Raw genomic sequence first — 19,404 nt, 5'->3', positions numbered from 1 at the left:
ACATGTCGGACATCCTGACCAAGATCGAAGCGTACAAGCGCGACGAAATCGCCGCCGCCAAGCGTGCGCTGCCGCTGTCGGCGGTCGAAGCGAAAGCCAAGGCGCAAGCCGCCCCGCGCGGCTTCGTGCGCGCGATCAAGGCCAAGCACGCCAAGGGCGACTACGCCCTGATCGCAGAGGTGAAGAAGGCCTCACCGTCGAAGGGGCTGATCCGCGCCGATTTCGATCCGCCGCTGCTCGCCAAGGCCTATGAGGCCGGCGGTGCCGCCTGCCTCTCGGTGCTGACCGACACACCCTCGTTCCAGGGTCATCTCGACTTCATGGTGGCGGCGCGCGCGGCGACATCGCTGCCGGTGCTGCGCAAGGATTTCATGTTCGACACCTATCAGGTGGCCGAGGCGCGCGCCCATGGCGCGGACTGCATCCTGATCATCATGGCCGCGCTCGACGATGCAGTTGCCAAAGATCTCGAGGACGCCGCCCTCGCCTACGGCATGGACGTCCTGATCGAGATCCACGACCGCGCCGAGCTCGATCGCGCGCTAAAACTCCGCTCGCCGATGATCGGCGTCAACAACCGCAATCTACGCACCTTCGAGACCACGCTTGCGACCAGCGAGGCGCTGGCGCCCCTGATCCCTGCGGAACGGCTGATGGTCGGCGAGAGCGGCATTTTCACGCCCGCCGACCTCGCCCGGCTCGAGCGCGTCGGCATGTCGACCTTCCTGGTCGGCGAAAGCCTGATGCGGCAGGCCGACGTCACTGCCGCCACGCGCACGCTGCTCGCGCGCGAGACTGCGCGCGCCACGGACACGCACTGACATGGCGCGCAAGCCAGTCAAGCCCAGGACGAAGGCCAACACAAAGCCCCTGTCTGCCCTCACCCATATCGGCGCCTCCGGAGAGGCGCGCATGGTAGACGTCTCGGACAAGCCCGCGACCGAGCGGCTTGCCGTCGCCGAAGGCCGCGTCGTCATGACCAGGGCGACGCTCGACCTCATCGTGTCGGGCAATGCCAAGAAGGGCGACGTGCTCGGCACCGCGCGCATCGCCGGCATCATGGCCGCCAAGCGCACCTCCGAGCTGATCCCGCTCTGTCATCCCCTCGCGCTGTCGAAGGTGACGGTCGACATCGAGCCCGACGCAAAGCTGCCGGGCTGCCTCGTTCGCGCCAGCGTGAAGGTGACTGGGCCGACCGGCGTCGAGATGGAGGCGCTCACGGCCGTATCGGTCGCCTGCCTCACCATCTACGACATGATCAAGGCGGTGGAGCGCGGCGTGCGTATCGAGGGCATCCACCTCGTCGAGAAGCTCGGCGGCAAGTCCGGCCACTACCGCGCCTGATCTTCCCCTACTTCAGCGACGTGCTGATCGACCCGAATTTCGTGCTGAGCCGGGTGCCCATGCCGTTGATGACGGTGATGATCGCCAGCGCGATGCCGGCGGCGATCAGGCCGTATTCGATCGCGGTCGCCCCGGATTCGTCGGCAATGAACTTCTTCAGAATGTTTCTCATGATCGTATCCTCACTGTGTCGTTGGCAGGCATGGTCGCAAATCGCGTGCCACTGCGCGCTTGAGGATCGCCAACAGGTTAGTTGGTTAAGCCTTGGTTGATCGCGGCGAGACCGGCAGAAAGTGTCCTGCAGCACGACGGCTCCCGGCAAATCCTGCACGCCTCTCGTGCCGCGCATCGAGCGCATTTGCGCGCGGCATTTCATATCGCGTTAACCGCGCTTGCTAACTTTGCCTCCACGTCGTGCCCGTAAACCAACGGATGTTATGGGGATCAAGAATTGATCCTGACGTGTGCACGGCAACGATCAACATCATGACGAACTACGGCAGCCGCCTTTTCGACCAGGCCTTCGTGCGCAGCGGCCCGATCCGCTGGCTCGTTGTGGGCGGCACGCTGCTGATCGCGGCCATCGCCATCGGCTCGGTCCTGATGGCGCAGAATTTCCGCGAGCGCGCCCTGCGCAACAGCGAGCGCGAGCTCGAAAAAACCGTGCTGCTGCTGGCTCATCATTTCGATCAGCAATTGCAGGATTTCGCGGTCATCCAGATGGATTTCATCGATCACGTCCGCGCCACCGGCATCCACACCGCGGAGGATTTCCGCAAGCGTCTCTCGGGTCAGGACGTCCACCGGATGCTGCGCTCGAAGATCGAGGCATTGCCCTACATGGGCGGCGTCAATGTCGTGGATGCCGAGGGCAATGTGGTCAACTCGTCGACGACATGGCCGGTGCCGAAGGTCAATGTCGCCGACCGCGCCTACTTCCTGACCTTCCGTTATGACCCCAATGCTCCCGATGTCCTGATCGAGCCGGTGCACAGCCGCATTTCCGGGGCATGGACGATCCTGATCGTCCGCAAGATCGTGGGACCGGGCGGCGAATTCATGGGCGTCGTCGGGCGCGGAATCGAGCCGGCGAACTTCGAGAGGTTTTTCGAGTCCGCCATGCTCGGCGAAGGCGCCACGATTTCGATGCTGCATCGTGACGGTACGCTGCTCGCGCGCTTTCCCCATTCCAGCGAGCTGATGGGGCGCAATTTCAGGAACGGTCCGTTCGAGCAGCAGCGGGTTTTCGGCCTCGACCAATTCGCCGGCCGCTTCATGAGCCCTGTCGATGGCGAGGACCGGCTGATCTCGGCCCGCGCCCTGCCCCATTTCCCGATCCTGATGATGGCCACGACGACACGCGCCGCGGCGCTGACCGACTGGCGCGAGCAGATCGGCCTCCTGATCTCGGTCGCCGGCGCATCTGCGCTCGCCATCGCCGGCGTGCTGATCGCGATCGTGCGCAAGCTGCTCGAGCAGCATCGCGCCTCCCGCGAACGGCTGACGCTGGAAAAGCTGCGCCTCGATCGCGCCGTCAACAACATGACCCAGGGCCTGCTGCTGTTCGACGCCGAGCTGCGCCTCGTGATATGCAACCAGCGCTACATCGAAATGTACGGCCTGTCGGCCGACGTGGTGAAGCCCGGCTGCGGCTTCCACGACATCATCGCCCATCGCAAGGCGACCGGCTCGTTCACCGGCGACACCGACGACTACGTCGCCCGCGTGCTGCGCGACATCCATGTGCGCAACTCCATGGTGGTCGACACCGCCGACGGCCGCTCGATCCACATCCTCAACGAGCCGCTCGCGGACGGCGGCTGGGTGGCGACGCACGAGGACATTACCGAGCGCCGGCGCATCGAGGAGCGCATCACCCATTTGGCCCACTACGACGCGCTGACTGACCTGCCCAACCGCACCATGTTCCACGAGCATCTGCGCGGGGAGCTTGCCGCCATCGGCGACGGCGAAGAGATTGCGGTGCACTACATCGACATCGACGAATTCAAGGGCGTCAACGACGCGCTCGGCCACCTCGTCGGTGACGAGCTGCTAAAGTCGGTCGCCACAAGCCTGAGCCTTTGCGCAGGCCCGGCGGATTTCGTGGCGCGGCTCGGTGGCGACGAATTCGCCATCGTCCAGAGCGCGGTGACGTCACTCGACCAGGTCAACGACCTCGTCGCGCGGGTCTTCGAGGCGATCCGTACGCCGTTCGACTGCATGGGCCATCATCTCACCACCGATGCCAGCATCGGCATCGCGCTGGCGCCGGGACATGGAACGGCGCTGGACCAGATCCTGAAGAACGCGGACATGGCGATGTACGCCGCCAAGGCCGCGGGACGCCGCACCTATCGGTTCTTCGAGCCGGAGATGGACGCCAAGGTCCACGAGCGGCGGCAGCTCGAGATCGACCTGCGCCACGCGATTGCCCAAGGCGGGCTCGAAGGCGGCCTCGAGGTCTACTACCAGCCCTGCCTCAGCCTGAAGGACGACCGCATCACCGGCTGCGAGGCGCTGGTGCGCTGGCGCCATCCCGAGCGCGGCATGGTCTCGCCCGCGGAATTCATCCCGATCGCCGAAGACACCGGCCTGATCAACGAGATCGGCGAGTGGGTGCTGGCAACCGCCTGCCGCGATGCAGCCACCTGGCCCGACGACATCCGCCTCGCCGTCAACGTCTCGCCGGTGCAGTTCAAGAGCGGCACGCTGGCGCTGAAGATCATGTCGGCGCTGGCCTCGTCCGGTCTGCCGGCGAGCCGGCTCGAACTCGAGATCACCGAGGCCGTGCTGATCCGCGACGACGACACCGCGCTTGCAATCCTGCATCAGCTCCGCGCCATCGGCGTGCGCATCGCGCTCGACGATTTCGGCACCGGTTATTCCTCGCTGAGCTATCTGCACCGCTTCCCGTTCGACAAGATCAAGATCGACCGCTGCTTCGTCAACGACATCGCCGGCCCCGACGGCTCCGCCAGTATCGTGCAGGCCGTCGTCAACCTCGCAGCCGCCCGGCGCATGACCACCACGGCCGAGGGTGTCGAGACCGAGGAACAGCAGCGTCTGCTGCGGACGCTCGGCTGCTCCGAGATGCAGGGGTATCTGTTCAGCGCCGCGAAGCCCGCTGACAAGGTGATGGAGCTGTTCGCGCTGCATCGCAGCCGCCTCGCCGAGCGCGACGGCGCGGAAAGCCGCCGCCGCGAGGCCGGCTAGGTCCTGTCCGGGCGCGACGGCCGCGGTGAAGCGACCTTTGCGGCTATACAACCGAGCCGAGACGGCATCCCAAAACGAACTCGCCCGGGAGCGGTCATCCGCTTCCGGGCGATATCTGAAAATCGTCGATAAGATTTAGTTCGGCACAGCCGCCTTCGGCGCGGGCTTCGCAGCGACCGCATTCGCGGTGACGCCGTGCAGGAAGTCGTAGGCCGCGTGCAGGGCCTTGTCGTCCTTCTCTTCTGGCGGAACGTAGGATTGCGAGCCGGTCTGCTCGGTGCCGTCGGCGGCCTGCAGGTGACCCCGCATCTGCGACTCCGCCATCGTGTCCATCCGGCCCTTCAGCTCGGGCGGCACGTCCTGGAGGATCTCGATGTCCGGCGCGATACCCTGGGCCTGGATCGAACGGCCCGACGGCGTGTAATAGCGCGCCGTGGTCAGCGCCAGCGCGCCGTTGCCGGTGCCGAGCGGAATGATGGTCTGCACCGAGCCCTTGCCGAACGAGCGCGTGCCGATGATGGTGGCGCGCTTGTGGTCGTGCAGCGCGCCGGCCACGATCTCCGAAGCCGAGGCCGAGCCGCCATTGACCAGCACCACCAGCGGCTTGCCCTTGATGAGGTCGCCGCCATGCGCGGTGAAGCGCTGGGTCTCCTCCGGATTGCGGCCACGGGTCGAGACGACTTCGCCGCGCTGCAGGAACGCGCTCGACACCGACACGGCCTGATCGAGCAAGCCGCCCGGGTTGTTCCGCAGGTCCATCACGTAGCCGACGAGCTTCTCCTGGGGGATGTCCTTGGAGATCGCGGCGATCGCCTTCTTCAGGCCATCAGTGGTCTGCTCGTTGAACGAGGTGACACGGATATAGCCGATGTCGCCGTTCTCGACGTGGAAGCGGACCGGGCGAACATGGATAATCTCGCGCTTGATCGCGACGTCGAGAGGGGCGTCGGCGCCCTTGCGCACGATGGTGAGCTTGGTCTGGGTGTCGACCGGGCCCTTCATCTTGTTGACCGCTTGCTCGAGCGTCATGCCCTGCACGGCATCGCCGTCGATTTTGCTGATGAGGTCACCGGACATGATGCCGGCCTTGGAGGCTGGCGTGTCGTCGATCGGCGAGACGACCTTGACCAGGCCCTCTTCCATCGTGACCTCGATGCCGAGCCCGCCGAACTCGCCGGAAGTGGTCTCCTGCATCTCGGTCCAGGCCTTGTCGTTCATGTAGCGCGAATGCGGATCGAGCGAGGTCACCATGCCGGTGATGGCGCCTTCGATCAGCTTGGCGTTGTCGGGCTTCTCGACGTAGCTCGCCTTCACCCGCTCGAACACTTCGCCGAACAGATTGAGCTGGGAGTAGGCATCATCCGCGCTTGCCGCCGCCCGTGCCGCCCAGACGCCGCCGTGCGGACTGGCTACCAGAAGGGTCAGACACGCTCCCGTGAGCGCCCCCAAGGGGAAGAGCAGGGATTTCCGCATGGATCAGGTAGCCTTTTTGCTTCGCCGTTCTGGGGCAGTTCACTGGGAGTCCGGAAAGTCACAGGGGCCTTGGAAGTCTCTTGGGCCCGGAAGCCGCCATGCAAATGGCGATCCAGCCCGCTTCTCACAATACCATTCTGGTTTCTTCAAGGCCGGGATACCACGCTGGCTTGCACACCGTAAAAATCCCTTCGCCCGAACCTGAACTTTTGGCAACGTTCCGGGGCCGTTTCGCAAGGCGGGAATCGGTCGGCCCGCCCTCACCTTGCAGCTATGCGAATTTAGGATGGTTTTGGAGGGCCGGACACGATAGGCGGTGACTATAACGCTTCAAATTCTCGGGAGGACAACAAATGAACGACGCGCCCCGCATCCGGCCGGAAAGGAACGTCGAGCTCGGCTCCAGCAACGAGCCGTTCCAGAACCTGCACGAATTCATCCGCAAGGCGCGCGCCAACCTCAACCAGAACGCCTGGGACTATATCGTCGGCGCCGCCGAAACCGAGACCACGATGCGCCGCAACCGCATGGCGCTGGACGAGATCGCCTTCCGACCGCGCGTGCTGCGCGACGTCAGCAAGGTCGACGGCTCGGTCGAGCAGTTCGGCCGCAGGATGCGGCTGCCGGTGGTACTCGCCCCCGTCGGTGCGCTCGAGATCTTCGATCCGGACGGCGCGGCAAGCGTTGCGCGCGCCGCCGGCACTTTCGGTGCGGCGCATATGCTGAGCTCGGTATCCGAGCCCGGCCTGGAGAAGACCGCCGAAGCCGCCCCGGACGCGCTGCGGCTCTACCAGCTCTATGTGCGCGGCGACGACGCCTTCGTCGCCGATGTCGTCAGCCGCAGCGAGAAGAACGGCTACGCCGCCTTCTGCCTGACGGTCGATACCGCCCATTACAGCCGTCGCGAACGTGACATCGCCAAGCGCTATGTTCGCGAAAGCCGCCTGCGTGCCACCGGCGGGGACTACCAGAAGGCCCTGGAGTGGCGGACCGTGAAGATGGTCAAGGACAGATTCAAAATTCCGCTGATCCTCAAGGGCATCGCCACCGCTGAGGACGCCCGGATCGCGGTCGATCACGGCGTCGAGTGGATCTACGTCTCCAATCATGGCGGCCGCCAGCTCGATCACGGCCGCGGCGCCATGCATGTGCTCCCGGAGATCATCGATGCCGTGAAGGGCCGCGCCAAAATCATGGTCGACGGCGGATTCTGCCGTGGCACCGACATCGTCAAGGCGATCGCGGCGGGTGCCGACGTGGTCGGCATCGGCCGGCTGCAATGCTGGGCCTTGGCGGCCAACGGCGAGGCCGGCGTGACGCGGATGCTGGAACTGCTGGAGGACGAGGTGCTGCGCTGCCTCGGCCTGCTCGGCGCCACCTCGTTCGCCGAAGTCGACAAGTCCTGCCTGCATCAGGCCACCGCAACCAATGCGCCGAGCGTGTTCAGCGCGTTCCCGCTGTTCGACCACGATCCGTATCGCTACTGAGTGAAAGGATGCAGGTGAACTCGCTCTCTCCCGGCAGCGCGGACGCGCTTCTGTTCGATCTCGGGCGCGTCGTGCTGGACATCGACTTCTCCAAGGCGATCGCCTGCTGGGCGGGACATGCCGGCTGCCCGCCCGAAGCGATCGTCGCGCGCTATGTGCGCGACGAAGCCTACCGGCTGCACGAGGTCGGCAAGATCAGCGACGAGGACTACTTCGCCTCGCTGCGCTCGTCGCTCGGGATCGGCATCTCGGATGCGCAGTTCCTCGAGGGCTGGAACGCGATCTTCGCCGGCGAGATGCCTGACATCGCCGAGCTGTTGCCGCGCGCGGCGAAGCAGTTGCCGCTCTACGCCTTCTCCAATACCAACCGGCCGCATGTGGACTATTTCTCGAAAGAGTATGCCGGCCTGCTCGACCATTTCCGCGAAGTGTACCTGTCGTCCAGTATCGGCCTGCGCAAGCCGGATGCGGAGGCCTTCGACCATGTCGTGGCGGCAATGGGCGTGCCGGCGAGCCGGATCGTGTTCTTCGACGATCTCGCCGAGAACATCGAGGGAGCCAGGGCATGCGGCCTGACCGCCGTACACGTCACCTCGGCGACGGATGTCGGCAACGCACTGAGGGCGCTCGGGATCTGACGCAGAAGCAAACGGCCAATTCCCCGAACAATTTCAGCTGGCAATGCGGAACCAAAACCCTCTGTGCAATTTTATACGCAGATCCCGGAACGAATGCCCGCTCGCGGACTCATGAGTCTGTTGGGAATTTGGGATCGGACTTATCATCGTGCTGGGCAAAACCTACCTCACCAAGCAGGCCTCCCTGTTGATGAAATTCGCCAGAACCACCTCGGACTCTGACCTCTCCGCAAAACTGATCAGCAAGGCCGCCGACCTGAAAGCCCAGGCCGACCCGATGCCCGACAGGGACCAGGGCGCCGCCGCGCCGGATGTCAGTCCGCGCAGGCAGCCGGGGACGTGATCGACACTGGCCGTGGCACTCGCCCTTCTCGTGCGTGCGATTCTCGTATTTGCCATCGCCACGCTGGTGCCGCTCTGTCTCGCCTCTCGGATCATGCAGCGGCGGAGCTGACGTCTATCCTTCGTTGACGTTCCCCTTCGCCCGCAAGTCAGACGGCGCAGGATAAGTCATCCTGCGCCATCGCTGTTTTGCCTCCGCGCCTGCACTCAGCTAGAACTCTCGCCGCCGATTTGCAGAACGTGCTCGCAGGAGTCTGACCCGTGGCCTTGATGCCGGTTTCCGATGCGCTTGCGTCCGTGCTGGCGGGTGCAGAGCCTCTGGCCGAGGAAGCGGTCGCCCTCGGCCAGGCCTTTCACCGTGTGCTCGCGCGCGATATCGCCGCGCTGCGGACGCAGCCGCCGCAGGCAATGTCGGCGATGGACGGCTATGCGGTGCGCGCGGCCGATGCGGCGAAGATCGATTCCCAACTGAAAGTGATCGGCGAGGTCGCGGCGGGCCGGCCGTTTGCGGGAACGGTCAGCGCCGGCGAAGCGGTGCGGATCTTCACCGGGGGCGTCGTTCCTGATGGTGCCGACGCCGTCGTGATCCAGGAGGATACGGTTGCCGAGGGCAAGCGCGTCACGATCAGGGAAGCCGCCGTGACCGGGCGTCACATCCGTCCCGCCGGCGTCGACTTCTCGGAAGGAGACGTGCTGTTGCGCAAGGGGGCCCGCCTCACCGAGCGCGACCTCGCGCTCGCCGCCGGCATGAATCACCCGCATTTGCCCGTCCGCCGCCGTCCGAAGGTCGCCATCCTCGCCACCGGCGACGAGCTGGTGATGCCGGGCAGCGCGCCGGGTCCCGGCCAGATCGTCTATTCCAACGGCTACGCCCTGCATGCGCTCGCCCGCAGCGAAGGCGCCGACACAATCGACCTCGGTATTGCCGCCGACACGCTTGCAGCGACCACCGCCGGCATCCGGCGCGCCCGCGAGAGTGGCGCCGATATCCTGATCACGACCGGCGGCGCCTCGGTCGGCGACCATGATCTGGTCCAGCAGGCGCTGCGGGACGAAGGCGTCTCGATGGCGTTCTGGAAGATCGCTATGCGGCCGGGCAAGCCGATGATGAACGGCCGGCTCGGGGCGATGCGCGTGATCGGCCTGCCCGGCAACCCCGTGTCATCCTACGTGTGCGGCTTCCTGTTCATGGTACCGCTGATTCGTGCGCTGTCGGGCCGCTCGGTGATTCATCACCGCCGCGAGCGCGCGGTGCTCGGCCGCGACGTCCGCGCCAATGACCAGCGCGAGGATTATCTGCGCGCACGCCTCGAGCTGCGTGATGACGGCACGCTCGCTGCCATTCCCGTCGATGACCAGGATTCCTCGCTGCTTTCGAATCTCGCTGCAGCACAGGCACTTCTCGTGCGCGCGCCGTTCGCGCCGAAGGCCGAATCCGGCGCGCCCTGCGAGGTGTTGCGACTGCCCGTCTGACCGCCTCGTTCGCATGCGTTCCGCGAACTCTGCGGCGTTCACGGTAAATTAAGCAGTTGCGGAACATGTATCGAACATATAGTGTCCGTTCATGATTTGTTTCGAGCATGTAGCGGCTTACTGCTGAATTCAGCGTCTCGGAATCGGACGACATCAACCGGGGGATTTTGGTCGAGATGTTAACGCGCAAACAATACGAGCTTCTGCGATTCATCAGCGAACGGCTGAAGGAAAGCGGCGTGCCGCCCTCCTTCGACGAGATGAAGGACGCGCTCGATCTGCGCTCGAAATCGGGCATCCATCGCTTGATCACCGCGCTCGAGGAGCGCGGCTTCATCCGCCGGCTGCCGAACCGCGCCCGCGCCATCGAGGTGATCAAGCTTCCCGAGCTTCAGGCCGCCGCCGGCAGCCGCCGCGGCTTCACGCCGAGCGTCATCGAGGGCAATCTCGGCAAGGTACGCACCACCTCCAGCCCGCCCGCCGACGAGGGCGAGCGTCCCGTCGCGGTACCGGTCATGGGCCGGATCGCCGCCGGTACGCCGATAGAGGCGTTGCAGACCCGCAGCCACACCATCAGTGTACCGCCTGACATGCTCGGCTCGGGCGAGCATTACGCGCTGGAAGTGCGCGGCGATTCTATGGTCGAGGCCGGCATCCTCGACGGCGACATGGCGCTGATCCAGCGCAACGAGAGCGCCGACACCGGCGATATCGTCGTGGCATTGATTGACGACGAGGAAGCGACGCTCAAGCGCTTCCGCCGCCGCGGCGCCTCGATCGCTCTCGAGCCCGCCAATGCGGCCTATGAAGTGCGCATCCTGCCGCCCAACCGGGTGAAGATCCAGGGCAAGCTGATCGGGCTTTACCGGAAATACTAGACCCGTCCGCGATCAGCGATCGCGGTCAACGACTGGAGCGGACGATTGTCCGCTCCCGCTGGATAGTCCTTCTGGTTTCGCGCAGATTATCCGCCCCCTCCTCCGGCGCTACATCCTCGACACGCCGCACGAAGCACTCATCGCTGTGCGGCCTTGAAGAGTCGAGGAGAAGTCATGCGCAAGATCATCATAAGCGCAGTCACGGCGGCGCTGGTCGCAGCATCAGCGTCGCAGGCCGTTGCCGCACAAGCGCGGCACCACGTCCGCAAGGACAACGCCGTGAGCGAACAAGTCAGAAATGCACGCAACGCGGTGGAGCAGCCGTCGCAGCCGGGCTGGCAGTATTCGGGCTGGTCGGCGCCTGCGGGGCGCTGACACGCGCGGCCGGAATGCACGGCAACAGGCATTGTTCCCAGCGCGGTCGAAAAAGATAATGTGATCGCGGCCTGCGGCGGCGAGCCGCAGATTTGCCTACAACCGGGCAGACGCTTGGTGCTTCCACTCTGATAGAGGCCTCCGCCTCAGAAGAGGCGCGGGCTGCTATCTTGCATGAGGAGCATCCCGATGTGTGACTACAGCCTGCATGCCGTCGCATCGCGTCCCGCGGAAATCGGCGAGACGATCGTCTCGACAACCTTCCGCGGCACCTCGACGCGCGGCTTTGCCTCCGCAGCTGATCCGACCGTTGCGGTCTGCCTGCTGCCGGGAACGGAGCTCGCCTTCGCCGACAACGTCCGCTACGACAATCGCTGGATCTGGACGCGCACCGTAAACTCCCGCGTCGGCAAGTTCGGCAAGATCGATCCACACATTCCCGACCGTCATCATGACGCGATCGAATTCCCCGACGGCAAATACGTGCTGGTGACGCAGCTCGTCGAAGGCCAGCACGCGACCGTGCTGCAACTGCCGGTGACACAGCCCCCTGGCGAGAACAAGCCGCAGTCCAACGCCAACGGCCGACCGACCATCACCCGCCTGCCGATCGGCTAACGCAGCCATCCCCGGCCTTCGAGTCGGGACACGGGATTGAAATCGCCATCGCCGGCCGAGGCCGGCGACACGGATTGGTTTGCGTCTCCAGAACCCGAAACGGCGAAGCCAGCCCACCATCCCTCTCCGCCGCACGAAGTTTGCGCGGTCCTGCCTGAATTTTGAACGTCCGTTCCGCAAGCAAATGGCCGATGCTGTTCCGGTTGGTGTCCCGGCTGGTGTCTTGGCTCTTGGAGGCGGGCACGTTCGATGAAGACCTTCATTCGCGTCGTTGAACTCTGGGTGCCCGACCGGACGCGCATGCGGCTGAAATTCGGCGGCGGCCTCTACAGCGAAGGGCTATCCGCGTTCAAGGCCGCCAGCGAAGATCTGCGTTTCGGGTATGACGAGGGCCTTCCCGGCAAGGCCTGGGCCTGCGGCCATCCCGTGATCCTCACCAAATTCGCGAATTCCTACTTCAAGCGGACGGATCAGGCGCTCGCAGCCGGCCTCACCTGCGGCGTGGCCGTGCCGGTATTCGCCGGCGAATTCCTGCAAGCCGTCATGGTGCTGTTCTGCGGTGACGACGAGGCACATGTCGGCGCAATCGAGCTTTGGCACAACGACGCTCAAATGTCCCACGAGATGGGGCTGGTCGACGGCTATTACGGCGCGGCGGAGATGTTCGAGTTTAACTCCCGCCACACCCGGTTTCCGCGCGGCTTCGGCCTGCCCGGCCGCACCTGGAAAGCCGACCTGCCGCTGATCATCAAGGATTTGCACGACGCCAAGAGCTTCCTGCGCTGGGAGGACGCCGCCAAGGTCGGGATCAATCTCGGTGTCGGCGTGCCCTACCGGACCGGCACCGATCAGACCTGGGTGCTGACCTTCCTCTCGGCCCAGGCCACGCCGATCGCGCGACGCTTCGAGATCTGGGTCCCGAACGAGGCCCGCTCGGCGCTGGTGTTTCGCGCCGGCGATTGCAGCGCTCAGACCGACCTCGCCGCGCTCTATGCGGATAAATCCATCGCTCACGGCGACGGCAGCATCGGCGGCGCCTGGGCCACCGGCATGCCCGCGCTCAATGACGACCTCGCGCATGACGGCTCGATCGCGGCAGCTCAGGCCCGCACAGCTGGGCTGAGCCAGATGGTGGCCCTGCCGGTGATCGGGAGCACGGGGCTCGATGCCGTGCTGGCTTGGTACCTGTAACCCGTCCGATCAGTCCTCGGCCTGCAAGTCCGCCTCCGACGGCGTCGCGTCCCGGTTGCGGGGAGCTGCCGCCTGCGGCGCGAGGCTCGCGCCGAAATCAGCCTCACCGGCGGTCGCCGGCGACCACGGGCGGTCAGTGCCCCTCGCCTTCATCGCCTGAACCGCAAAACCATCCCCTCGCTGTGTCAGTGCGAGCGCGCCCTGGGCCGAAAGACGCTGCCGATCGACCACCATCGCCGCGCAATCCGGGGGCGCGGGCCGAGCCGTCACCACCAGCGCGGCGCGGCTGCAATCGTCCGCAAGCGCATCGATGCGCAATGCCAGCGCGACCAGCCGGCCGTCGGCAAGCGGCGTCACGCAGCCTGACTCGTCGCAGGACACGCCGTCGCTGAGCGAGGCGCCGCCGGCGCCGCGCGGATCGGCGTCGGCCGCCAGCCACTCCTTCAACAGAAAGCTGTCCTTGCTCGCCCGGATCAGATGCAGGTGTCCGTCCCTGCCCCGCACCGCAACGCTCTGGCCGTCACCGGCGATGAGAATGTCAGGTTGCCGAACGGATAGCCCCCAGGCGATCGCGGCCAACAGCAGCAGCCCGCCCGACCAGCGCAGCGGCGTGCGCAGCAGGCCCATCACAATGATCCCGAGGCTGGCCGCGATCAGCGGCGCAATGCCGAAAGCCGGGATGCGGCCGATCGCGCCCGGCAACGCCGCCACCCAGCGCGACACCGCAATCATCCAGTCGATGCCGATCCCCATCAGCCACCAGAACACACCATCGAGTCCGAACGGCGCCGCAATGAGTCCGAGCAGTCCCGCCGGCATCACCAGCGCCGAGACCACCGGCATTGCCCCGAGATTGGCGAGCACACCGTAGGGAGTGACGCGGTGGAAGTGAAAGGCGGCATAGGGCGTGGTCGCAAGCCCCGCGATCAGCGAGGCCAGGAACAGCATCGCAATCTCGCGGCCGCCCCACATCGCGATGCGCGCCGTCGCCGAATGATCGGGCGAGGCAAACAGGTTCGGCATGCCGATCTGCACCAGCGCCACCAGCCCGAGCGTTGCCGCGAACGACATCTGAAAACTGGGATGAACCAGCGACTCCGGCGCCACCGCCAGCACGATCAACGCGGCCACCGCCAGCGTGCGGAAGGTGATGGCGCGCCTATCGACCATCACCGCGATCAGGACCACAGCCGTCATGAAGAACGAGCGCTGCGTCGCGACCTCCGCCCCCGACAGCAGCAGGTAGAACGCGGCTGCGACGAGCGCCGCAGCCGCCGACCACTTCTTGATGGCAAAGCCGACCGCCAGTCCCGGGATCAAGGCGAGCAGTGCACGCACCGCGAAGAAGACCACGCCGGCGACCACGGCCATGTGGTAGCCGGAGATCGAAAGCACGTGACCGAGCCCCGAGATGAACATCGCATCATTCACGGGCGTGGTGATCGCATCGCGCCGACCGGTCAGCAGCGCGGTCGCGATCGCGCGGTTGTCGCCGTCGAGCGTGGCCCGAATGCGGGCGTCGATCGCATCGCGCAGGCCCTGCATGATCGCGGCATAGCGCAGCCGCAGGCCGCCAGCATCAGGCGGCACGGAGGCCGCGATGGCGCCCATCACGAAGCCGGACGCGCCGATGCCCTGAAAGAACATGTCGCGGGAAAAATCGTAGCTGCCAGGGCGCACCGGCGTGATCGGCGGCATCAGCCGCGCCTTCAATTGCACGAAGCTGCCGACCTCGGGCGCGGTGCCCTTGCGCACCGACAGGCGCACGCGCTCGAGCCTGACGTCGCTGCGCTGCGCCTCCATCGCGGTGACGCGCAGCACGAAACGATCGGTGCGTTCGCGGATGTCGCGGGTCTCGACGAAGCCCGACAGCGACACCGAATAGAGCGGTTTTGCCAGCACGGTGTGCGCGATGCGAGCCGTCTTCCAGGTCGCCGCGGCAAGGCCGGCCGCGACCGCTGCGATCATGATCGCAGGCGCAAACAGCCGGCTTCTCCGCAGCAGAACCGCCCCAAGCGTGAGCGCGATGGCCGTCGCGGCAACGACCCAAAGCACGGGCTCATGATCGGCGGCAAAGTACAGCGCGATGCCGCCGCCGAAGGCGACGGGGACCCACGGCAACAGCCGCCCGGCGCCGGCTTCGGCGCGCCCCCATTCGCGCAGCGTCTCGACGAGGGCAGGCCAAAGGCCTGACCCTGCCGGCGCGAGGCCGCCAACCGACGCAGGTCGGCCGACGGGCCAAGTCCCCGCGACACCCTGGGACCGTACTGGCCGGCCCGACTCCGCCATTCCCTGCACCTTGCGATACGCGACGGGGCCAGAGGCTACCGGAACGTGCAGGCGCGCGAATAGCGGTACGGATCAGGAACGGGCGGGCGCGAGCCCTACTTTTCCTCTTCCATCGTCACGGCGACGTCAGCCTTGGCGGACAGCCGCACCTTGTTGCCTTCGACACCGGCGACGAGGCCCTTGTCGATGAAGTGATGGTGGCCCTTGTGGCTGCCCTCGCCGCTGTCCTTCTTGGTCAGCTTGATGCGGTTGCCCTCGATCTTGTCGACGGTGCCGACGTGGACGCCATCGGCGCCGATGACTTCCATATGCTCTGCGATGTTCTGCATGGTGGGATCCTCTTCTGGACCCACACAACGCACGGGGGCGGAGTTCGTTGCTTCGATTGATATGACGATGCCGTGCGCGCCCGTCAGATCAGCGGCGCCTTCGCCGAGGCGTGGTGATTGACGATCTTCCAGTCGCCGTCCTCGCGGATGATGACCCAGCTCATCTTGACGACGAGATCGGGGCGTTCGCCGGCAAGATCGAACGAGATGGTTGCGCCCATGTTGATCAGGTCAGGGCCGGCCTGCGCGGCCCGCACGTCGGTGAAGGTCGCGCTGGGCTTGCGCCAGCGCGGCAGGCCGTTGAAATAGTCGGCGACGCCGTCCCTGCCCCTGTAGAGCTTTGGGTTGGAGCCGAAGAAGAACGCGTTCTTGGCATAGAGCGACGACAGCGCGGCGGCGTCGAGCGTGGCGAAGCCGGCGCACCATTTCGCGATGATGGCGGAAACGATGGCGTCGGCTTCACTGCCCATTGTGGTCCCTCAGCCTTTGGCGACTTCCTTCGCGAACGTGTCGCGCAGACCGATGGTCCTGGAGAATACCGGCTTGCCCGGCGTCGAGTCCTTGTCGCGCACGAAATAGCCCTGACGCTCGAACTGCATCGGCTCGGTTGAATTGCTCTCCGCAACCGATGCCTCGATCCGGGCGTCCGGCAAAATCTCCAGCGACTGCGGATTGAGGTCGGCGGCGAAATTCGACGCGTCCGGGCTCGGATTGGCGAACAACTGGTTGTAGATGCGGATTTCCGCCGGCTTGGACGTCGCCGCAGGCAGCCAGTGCATGGTCGCCTTGACCTTGCGGCCGTCGGGCGCGTTGCCGCCCTTGGTCGCGGGATCGTAGGTGCAGCGCAGCTCCACCACCTCGCCGGCATCGTTCTTGATCACGCCGGTACACTTGACGAAATAGGCGTAGCGCAGCCGCACCTCGTTGCCCGGCGACAGACGGAAGAACTTCTTGGGCGGGTTCTCCATGAAGTCGTCCTGCTCGATATAGAGCTCGCGGCCGAAGGTGATTTTCCGCGTACCCGCCGACGGATCATCCGGGTGATTGATCGCCTCGAGCTCCTCGGTCTGCCCTTCCGGATAGTTCTCGATCACGACCTTGAGCGGCCGCAGCACGCCCATGCGCCGCTGAGACGTGCGGTTCAGCTCCTCGCGGATGCAGAACTCCAGCATGCCGACATCGACCACGCTGTTGGCTTTCGCGACGCCGATGCGCTTGACGAATTCGCGCAACGCTGCCGGCGGCACGCCGCGGCGGCGCATGCCCGCCATGGTCGGCATCCGCGGATCGTCCCAGCCGGCGACATGGCCGTCGCGCACGAGCTGGGTCAGCACGCGCTTGGACAGCAGCGTGTAGGTCAGGTTGAGCCGCGCGAATTCGTACTGATGTGGCTTCGACGGCACCGGCAGTTTCTCGATGAACCAGTCGTAGAGCGGCCGGTGGTCCTCGAACTCCAGCGTGCAGATCGAATGCGTGATGCCTTCAATGGCGTCGGACTGGCCGTGCGCGTAATCGTAGCTCGGATAGATGCTCCACTTGGTCCCGGTGCGCGGATGGTGCGCATGCAGGATGCGGTACAGCACGGGGTCGCGCAAATTTATGTTGCCCGCCGACATGTCGATCTTGGCTCGCAGCACGCGCGCGCCGTTGGGAAATTCGCCTGATTTCATGCGGCGGAACAGGTCGAGATTCTCGTCCACCGAGCGATCGCGGAACGGCGAGTTCTTGCCGGGCTCGGTCAGCGTGCCGCGCGACGTGCGGATCTCCTCCTGGGTCTGGTCGTCGACATAGGCGAGCCCGTCGCGGATCAGCTTCTCGGCCCATTCGTACAGTCGGTCGAAATAGTCCGAGGCGAAGAACAGGTTCTTGCCCCAGTCGAAGCCGAGCCAGCGCACGTCGGCCTGGATGGAATCGATATATTCCTGCTCTTCCTTGACCGGGTTGGTATCGTCGAAGCGCAGATGGCAGCGGCCCGGAAACTCCTGGGCGATGCCGAAATTGAGCGCGATCGACTTGGCGTGGCCGATATGCAGGTAGCCGTTCGGCTCCGGCGGGAACCGGGTCACGATCTCCTTGTATTTGCCCTGATCAAGGTCTGCCTGGATGATGTCGCGAATGAAATCGCGCCCAACCTCAGTCGCCACCGGTTCTGTGCTCATCCTGGAATCCTGTAGGGAAATCAGCGGTCCTTCTGCCAAATCCGCGTGGCTGAGCCAAGGGCTTAAGCAAGGCTTTGGCAGTCCGCTGCCGGGCTTTAGTTATGCTCCGGTCCTGTTATATACCACCGCCTCCAATGCATAGGCCCTGCCAAGAATGACCGATCCCGTCGTCACCCGCTTTGCTCCCTCCCCGACCGGCTTCCTCCATATCGGGGGCGCCCGCACGGCGCTGTTCAACTGGCTCTATGCGAAGAAGCACGGCGGCAAGATGCTGCTCCGGATCGAGGACACCGACCGGGAGCGCTCCACCGAGGCCGCGATCGGCGCGATTTTGGACGGGCTGAAATGGCTGGAGCTCGGCTGGGATGGCGACGTCATCTACCAGTTCAGCCGCGCCGCCCGTCACCGCGAGGTCGCCGAGCAGTTGCTGGCCGACGGCAAGGCCTATCGCTGCTACGCCACCGCGGAGGAGCTCACGGCCATGCGCGAGAAGGCGCGCGCGGAAGGCCGCACCCGTCTCTATGATGGCCTGTGGCGCGACCGCGATCCCGCGACCGCCCCGTCCGACGTCAAGCCGACCATCCGCCTGCGCGCACCGCAGACCGGCGAGACCGTGATCGAGGACCAGGTCCAGGGCCGCGTGGTCTGGCAGAACGAGAACCTCGACGATCTCGTCCTGCTGCGCGGCGATGGCAACCCGACCTACATGCTCGCGGTGGTGGTGGACGACCACGACATGGGCGTCACCCATGTCATTCGCGGCGACGACCATCTGATCAACGCCGCGCGCCAGAAGCAGATCTACGATGCGATGGGCTGGGCGCTGCCGAGCATGTCCCACATCCCCCTGATCCACGGCCCGGACGGCTCGAAGCTCTCCAAGCGGCACGGCGCGCTCGGCGTCGATGCCTACCGCGCCATGGGGTACCTCCCGGCGGCGCTGCGCAACTACCTCGTCCGCCTCGGCTGGAGTCATGGCGACCAGGAGATCTTCTCGACCGAGGAGATGATCGCCGCGTTCGACCTCGCCTCCGTCGGCCGCGCCGCCGCCCGCTTCGATTTCGCCAAGCTGGAAAACCTCAACGGTCACTACATCCGCCACGCCGACGATCAATCACTCGTGAAGATGTTCGAGGACGTGCTCGACCATTTAGTGCCGAGCCGCGACGAGCTTAAAGCCAAGTTAAACGACGGCACGCGGGCTCAGCTCCTCAAGGCGATGCCGGCCCTGAAGGAGCGCGCCAAGACGCTGATCGAGTTGATCGACAGCGCCTATTTCATCTTCGCCGACCGCCCGCTCGAGCTCGATCCCAAGGCGGCCGCGCTGCTGACGGCGGAAAACCGCAAGCTGATCGGCCAGCTTCATTCCGCGCTGGAGAAAGTCGAGACGTGGAGCGGCGCCACCACAGAGGCCGCGCTGCGTGCTTTCGCCGAGGAAAATAGTCTCAAGCTCGGTGCGGTCGCGCAGCCGTTGCGGGCAGCGCTGACGGGGCGGACGACGTCGCCTGGTATATTCGAGGTTCTGGACGTGCTGGGACGCCAGGAGAGCCTGGGCCGGCTTAAGGATCAGTCTACGACGTAAGTAGACCATG

The 19,404-nt window shown here is 65.4% G+C and carries 18 protein-coding genes; 12 read left to right on the top strand and 6 right to left on the bottom strand.

Annotation, left to right across the window (positions count from 1 at the left end; all coding sequences use genetic code 11):
* Positions 1-2: 2 nt before the first annotated feature.
* Positions 3-821 (top strand): indole-3-glycerol phosphate synthase TrpC, encoded by an 819-nt coding sequence (gene trpC, locus FNV92_RS16840; RefSeq protein ID WP_143845620.1) that lies wholly within the window; start codon positions 3-5, stop codon positions 819-821.
* Position 822: 1 nt separating this feature from the next.
* The gene (moaC, locus tag FNV92_RS16835) at positions 823-1,344 is read left to right on the top strand and encodes a cyclic pyranopterin monophosphate synthase MoaC (RefSeq protein ID WP_143845621.1); all 522 of its coding nucleotides are present in this window, start codon (positions 823-825) and stop codon (positions 1,342-1,344) included.
* A 7-nt stretch (positions 1,345-1,351) separates the two neighbouring features.
* Here moaC and FNV92_RS16830 read toward each other — a convergent pair whose 3' ends face one another.
* Positions 1,352-1,516, bottom strand: coding sequence for a Flp family type IVb pilin (locus FNV92_RS16830; RefSeq protein WP_015685852.1), 165 nt, complete (start codon positions 1,514-1,516; stop codon positions 1,352-1,354).
* A 314-nt stretch (positions 1,517-1,830) separates the two neighbouring features.
* Between FNV92_RS16830 and FNV92_RS16825 the strand changes: the two genes are divergently transcribed.
* The gene (locus FNV92_RS16825) at positions 1,831-4,560 is read left to right on the top strand and encodes a bifunctional diguanylate cyclase/phosphodiesterase (protein ID WP_168213684.1); all 2,730 of its coding nucleotides are present in this window, start codon (positions 1,831-1,833) and stop codon (positions 4,558-4,560) included.
* Between the two features lie 135 nt (positions 4,561-4,695).
* Here FNV92_RS16825 and FNV92_RS16820 read toward each other — a convergent pair whose 3' ends face one another.
* The gene (locus FNV92_RS16820) at positions 4,696-6,033 is read right to left on the bottom strand and encodes a S41 family peptidase (protein ID WP_143845623.1); all 1,338 of its coding nucleotides are present in this window, start codon (positions 6,031-6,033) and stop codon (positions 4,696-4,698) included.
* Between the two features lie 353 nt (positions 6,034-6,386).
* On the opposite strand from FNV92_RS16820, the gene FNV92_RS16815 reads away from it, so the two are divergent.
* From FNV92_RS16815 to FNV92_RS16780, 8 genes are all read left to right on the top strand, one after another.
* Complete coding sequence (locus tag FNV92_RS16815) at positions 6,387-7,520, top strand: alpha-hydroxy acid oxidase (protein WP_143845624.1); 1,134 nt, start codon at positions 6,387-6,389, stop codon at positions 7,518-7,520.
* Between the two features lie 8 nt (positions 7,521-7,528).
* A complete protein-coding gene (locus FNV92_RS16810) occupies positions 7,529-8,158 on the top strand; it encodes an HAD family hydrolase (protein WP_168213685.1) in 630 nt (209 codons plus the stop codon).
* A 148-nt stretch (positions 8,159-8,306) separates the two neighbouring features.
* On the top strand, positions 8,307-8,501 hold the full coding sequence (locus tag FNV92_RS16805) for a hypothetical protein (protein ID WP_015685847.1): 195 nt from the start codon (positions 8,307-8,309) through the stop codon (positions 8,499-8,501).
* A 260-nt stretch (positions 8,502-8,761) separates the two neighbouring features.
* Positions 8,762-9,973 (top strand): molybdopterin molybdotransferase MoeA, encoded by a 1,212-nt coding sequence (locus FNV92_RS16800; protein WP_143845626.1) that lies wholly within the window; start codon positions 8,762-8,764, stop codon positions 9,971-9,973.
* Positions 9,974-10,149: 176 nt separating this feature from the next.
* Positions 10,150-10,851 carry a transcriptional repressor LexA gene (gene lexA / locus FNV92_RS16795; protein WP_014494969.1) on the top strand — a complete coding sequence of 234 codons (702 nt, stop codon included), beginning with the start codon at positions 10,150-10,152 and terminating at the stop codon, positions 10,849-10,851.
* Positions 10,852-11,025: 174 nt separating this feature from the next.
* Complete coding sequence (locus tag FNV92_RS16790) at positions 11,026-11,226, top strand: hypothetical protein (RefSeq protein ID WP_143845627.1); 201 nt, start codon at positions 11,026-11,028, stop codon at positions 11,224-11,226.
* 189 nt (positions 11,227-11,415) lie between these two features.
* Positions 11,416-11,844 (top strand): hypothetical protein, encoded by a 429-nt coding sequence (locus FNV92_RS16785; protein WP_015685844.1) that lies wholly within the window; start codon positions 11,416-11,418, stop codon positions 11,842-11,844.
* A gap of 249 nt (positions 11,845-12,093) precedes the next feature.
* Complete coding sequence (locus tag FNV92_RS16780) at positions 12,094-13,035, top strand: GAF domain-containing protein (protein ID WP_143845628.1); 942 nt, start codon at positions 12,094-12,096, stop codon at positions 13,033-13,035.
* A 9-nt stretch (positions 13,036-13,044) separates the two neighbouring features.
* Here the strand turns inward: FNV92_RS16780 and FNV92_RS16775 are convergent, their stop codons facing one another.
* The 4 genes from FNV92_RS16775 to FNV92_RS16760 form a co-directional block, all read right to left on the bottom strand.
* A complete protein-coding gene (locus tag FNV92_RS16775; protein ID WP_168213686.1) occupies positions 13,045-15,324 on the bottom strand; it encodes a ComEC/Rec2 family competence protein in 2,280 nt (759 codons plus the stop codon).
* A gap of 95 nt (positions 15,325-15,419) precedes the next feature.
* Positions 15,420-15,653: a DUF2171 domain-containing protein gene (locus FNV92_RS16770; protein ID WP_097668909.1), complete on the bottom strand. Its 234-nt coding sequence runs from the start codon at positions 15,651-15,653 to the stop codon at positions 15,420-15,422.
* Positions 15,654-15,736: 83 nt separating this feature from the next.
* The gene (locus FNV92_RS16765) at positions 15,737-16,123 is read right to left on the bottom strand and encodes a nuclear transport factor 2 family protein (RefSeq protein ID WP_143845630.1); all 387 of its coding nucleotides are present in this window, start codon (positions 16,121-16,123) and stop codon (positions 15,737-15,739) included.
* A 9-nt stretch (positions 16,124-16,132) separates the two neighbouring features.
* A complete protein-coding gene (locus FNV92_RS16760; protein ID WP_143845631.1) occupies positions 16,133-17,812 on the bottom strand; it encodes a glutamine--tRNA ligase/YqeY domain fusion protein in 1,680 nt (559 codons plus the stop codon).
* Between the two features lie 154 nt (positions 17,813-17,966).
* On the opposite strand from FNV92_RS16760, the gene gltX reads away from it, so the two are divergent.
* Positions 17,967-19,394 carry a glutamate--tRNA ligase gene (gene gltX / locus FNV92_RS16755; RefSeq protein WP_143845632.1) on the top strand — a complete coding sequence of 476 codons (1,428 nt, stop codon included), beginning with the start codon at positions 17,967-17,969 and terminating at the stop codon, positions 19,392-19,394.
* Positions 19,395-19,404: the final 10 nt, after the last annotated feature.

Origin of the sequence: Bradyrhizobium cosmicum, from assembly GCF_007290395.2 — a bacterium.
GTDB lineage: Bacteria > Pseudomonadota > Alphaproteobacteria > Rhizobiales > Xanthobacteraceae > Bradyrhizobium > Bradyrhizobium cosmicum.
The sequence above is the reverse complement of the archived record's forward strand: the minus strand, read 5'-3'. Positions and strand labels throughout refer to the sequence as shown.

Bases quoted from the DNA above. Each gene is read 5' to 3' on its own strand.
- FNV92_RS16825 (WP_168213684.1), top strand. From the start codon at position 1,831: ATGACGAACTACGGCAGCCGCCTTTTCGACCAGGCCTTCGTGCGCAGC.
- FNV92_RS16830 (WP_015685852.1), bottom strand. From the start codon at position 1,516: ATGAGAAACATTCTGAAGAAGTTCATTGCCGACGAATCCGGGGCGACC.
- FNV92_RS16775 (WP_168213686.1), bottom strand. From the start codon at position 15,324: ATGGCGGAGTCGGGCCGGCCAGTACGGTCCCAGGGTGTCGCGGGGACT.
- FNV92_RS16765 (WP_143845630.1), bottom strand. From the start codon at position 16,123: ATGGGCAGTGAAGCCGACGCCATCGTTTCCGCCATCATCGCGAAATGG.
- FNV92_RS16820 (WP_143845623.1), bottom strand. From the start codon at position 6,033: ATGCGGAAATCCCTGCTCTTCCCCTTGGGGGCGCTCACGGGAGCGTGT.
- lexA (WP_014494969.1), top strand. From the start codon at position 10,150: ATGTTAACGCGCAAACAATACGAGCTTCTGCGATTCATCAGCGAACGG.
- trpC (WP_143845620.1), top strand. From the start codon at position 3: ATGTCGGACATCCTGACCAAGATCGAAGCGTACAAGCGCGACGAAATC.
- FNV92_RS16785 (WP_015685844.1), top strand. From the start codon at position 11,416: ATGTGTGACTACAGCCTGCATGCCGTCGCATCGCGTCCCGCGGAAATC.
- FNV92_RS16790 (WP_143845627.1), top strand. From the start codon at position 11,026: ATGCGCAAGATCATCATAAGCGCAGTCACGGCGGCGCTGGTCGCAGCA.
- FNV92_RS16760 (WP_143845631.1), bottom strand. From the start codon at position 17,812: ATGAGCACAGAACCGGTGGCGACTGAGGTTGGGCGCGATTTCATTCGC.
- gltX (WP_143845632.1), top strand. From the start codon at position 17,967: ATGACCGATCCCGTCGTCACCCGCTTTGCTCCCTCCCCGACCGGCTTC.
- moaC (WP_143845621.1), top strand. From the start codon at position 823: ATGGCGCGCAAGCCAGTCAAGCCCAGGACGAAGGCCAACACAAAGCCC.
- FNV92_RS16815 (WP_143845624.1), top strand. From the start codon at position 6,387: ATGAACGACGCGCCCCGCATCCGGCCGGAAAGGAACGTCGAGCTCGGC.
- FNV92_RS16780 (WP_143845628.1), top strand. From the start codon at position 12,094: ATGAAGACCTTCATTCGCGTCGTTGAACTCTGGGTGCCCGACCGGACG.
- FNV92_RS16770 (WP_097668909.1), bottom strand. From the start codon at position 15,653: ATGCAGAACATCGCAGAGCATATGGAAGTCATCGGCGCCGATGGCGTC.
- FNV92_RS16810 (WP_168213685.1), top strand. From the start codon at position 7,529: ATGCAGGTGAACTCGCTCTCTCCCGGCAGCGCGGACGCGCTTCTGTTC.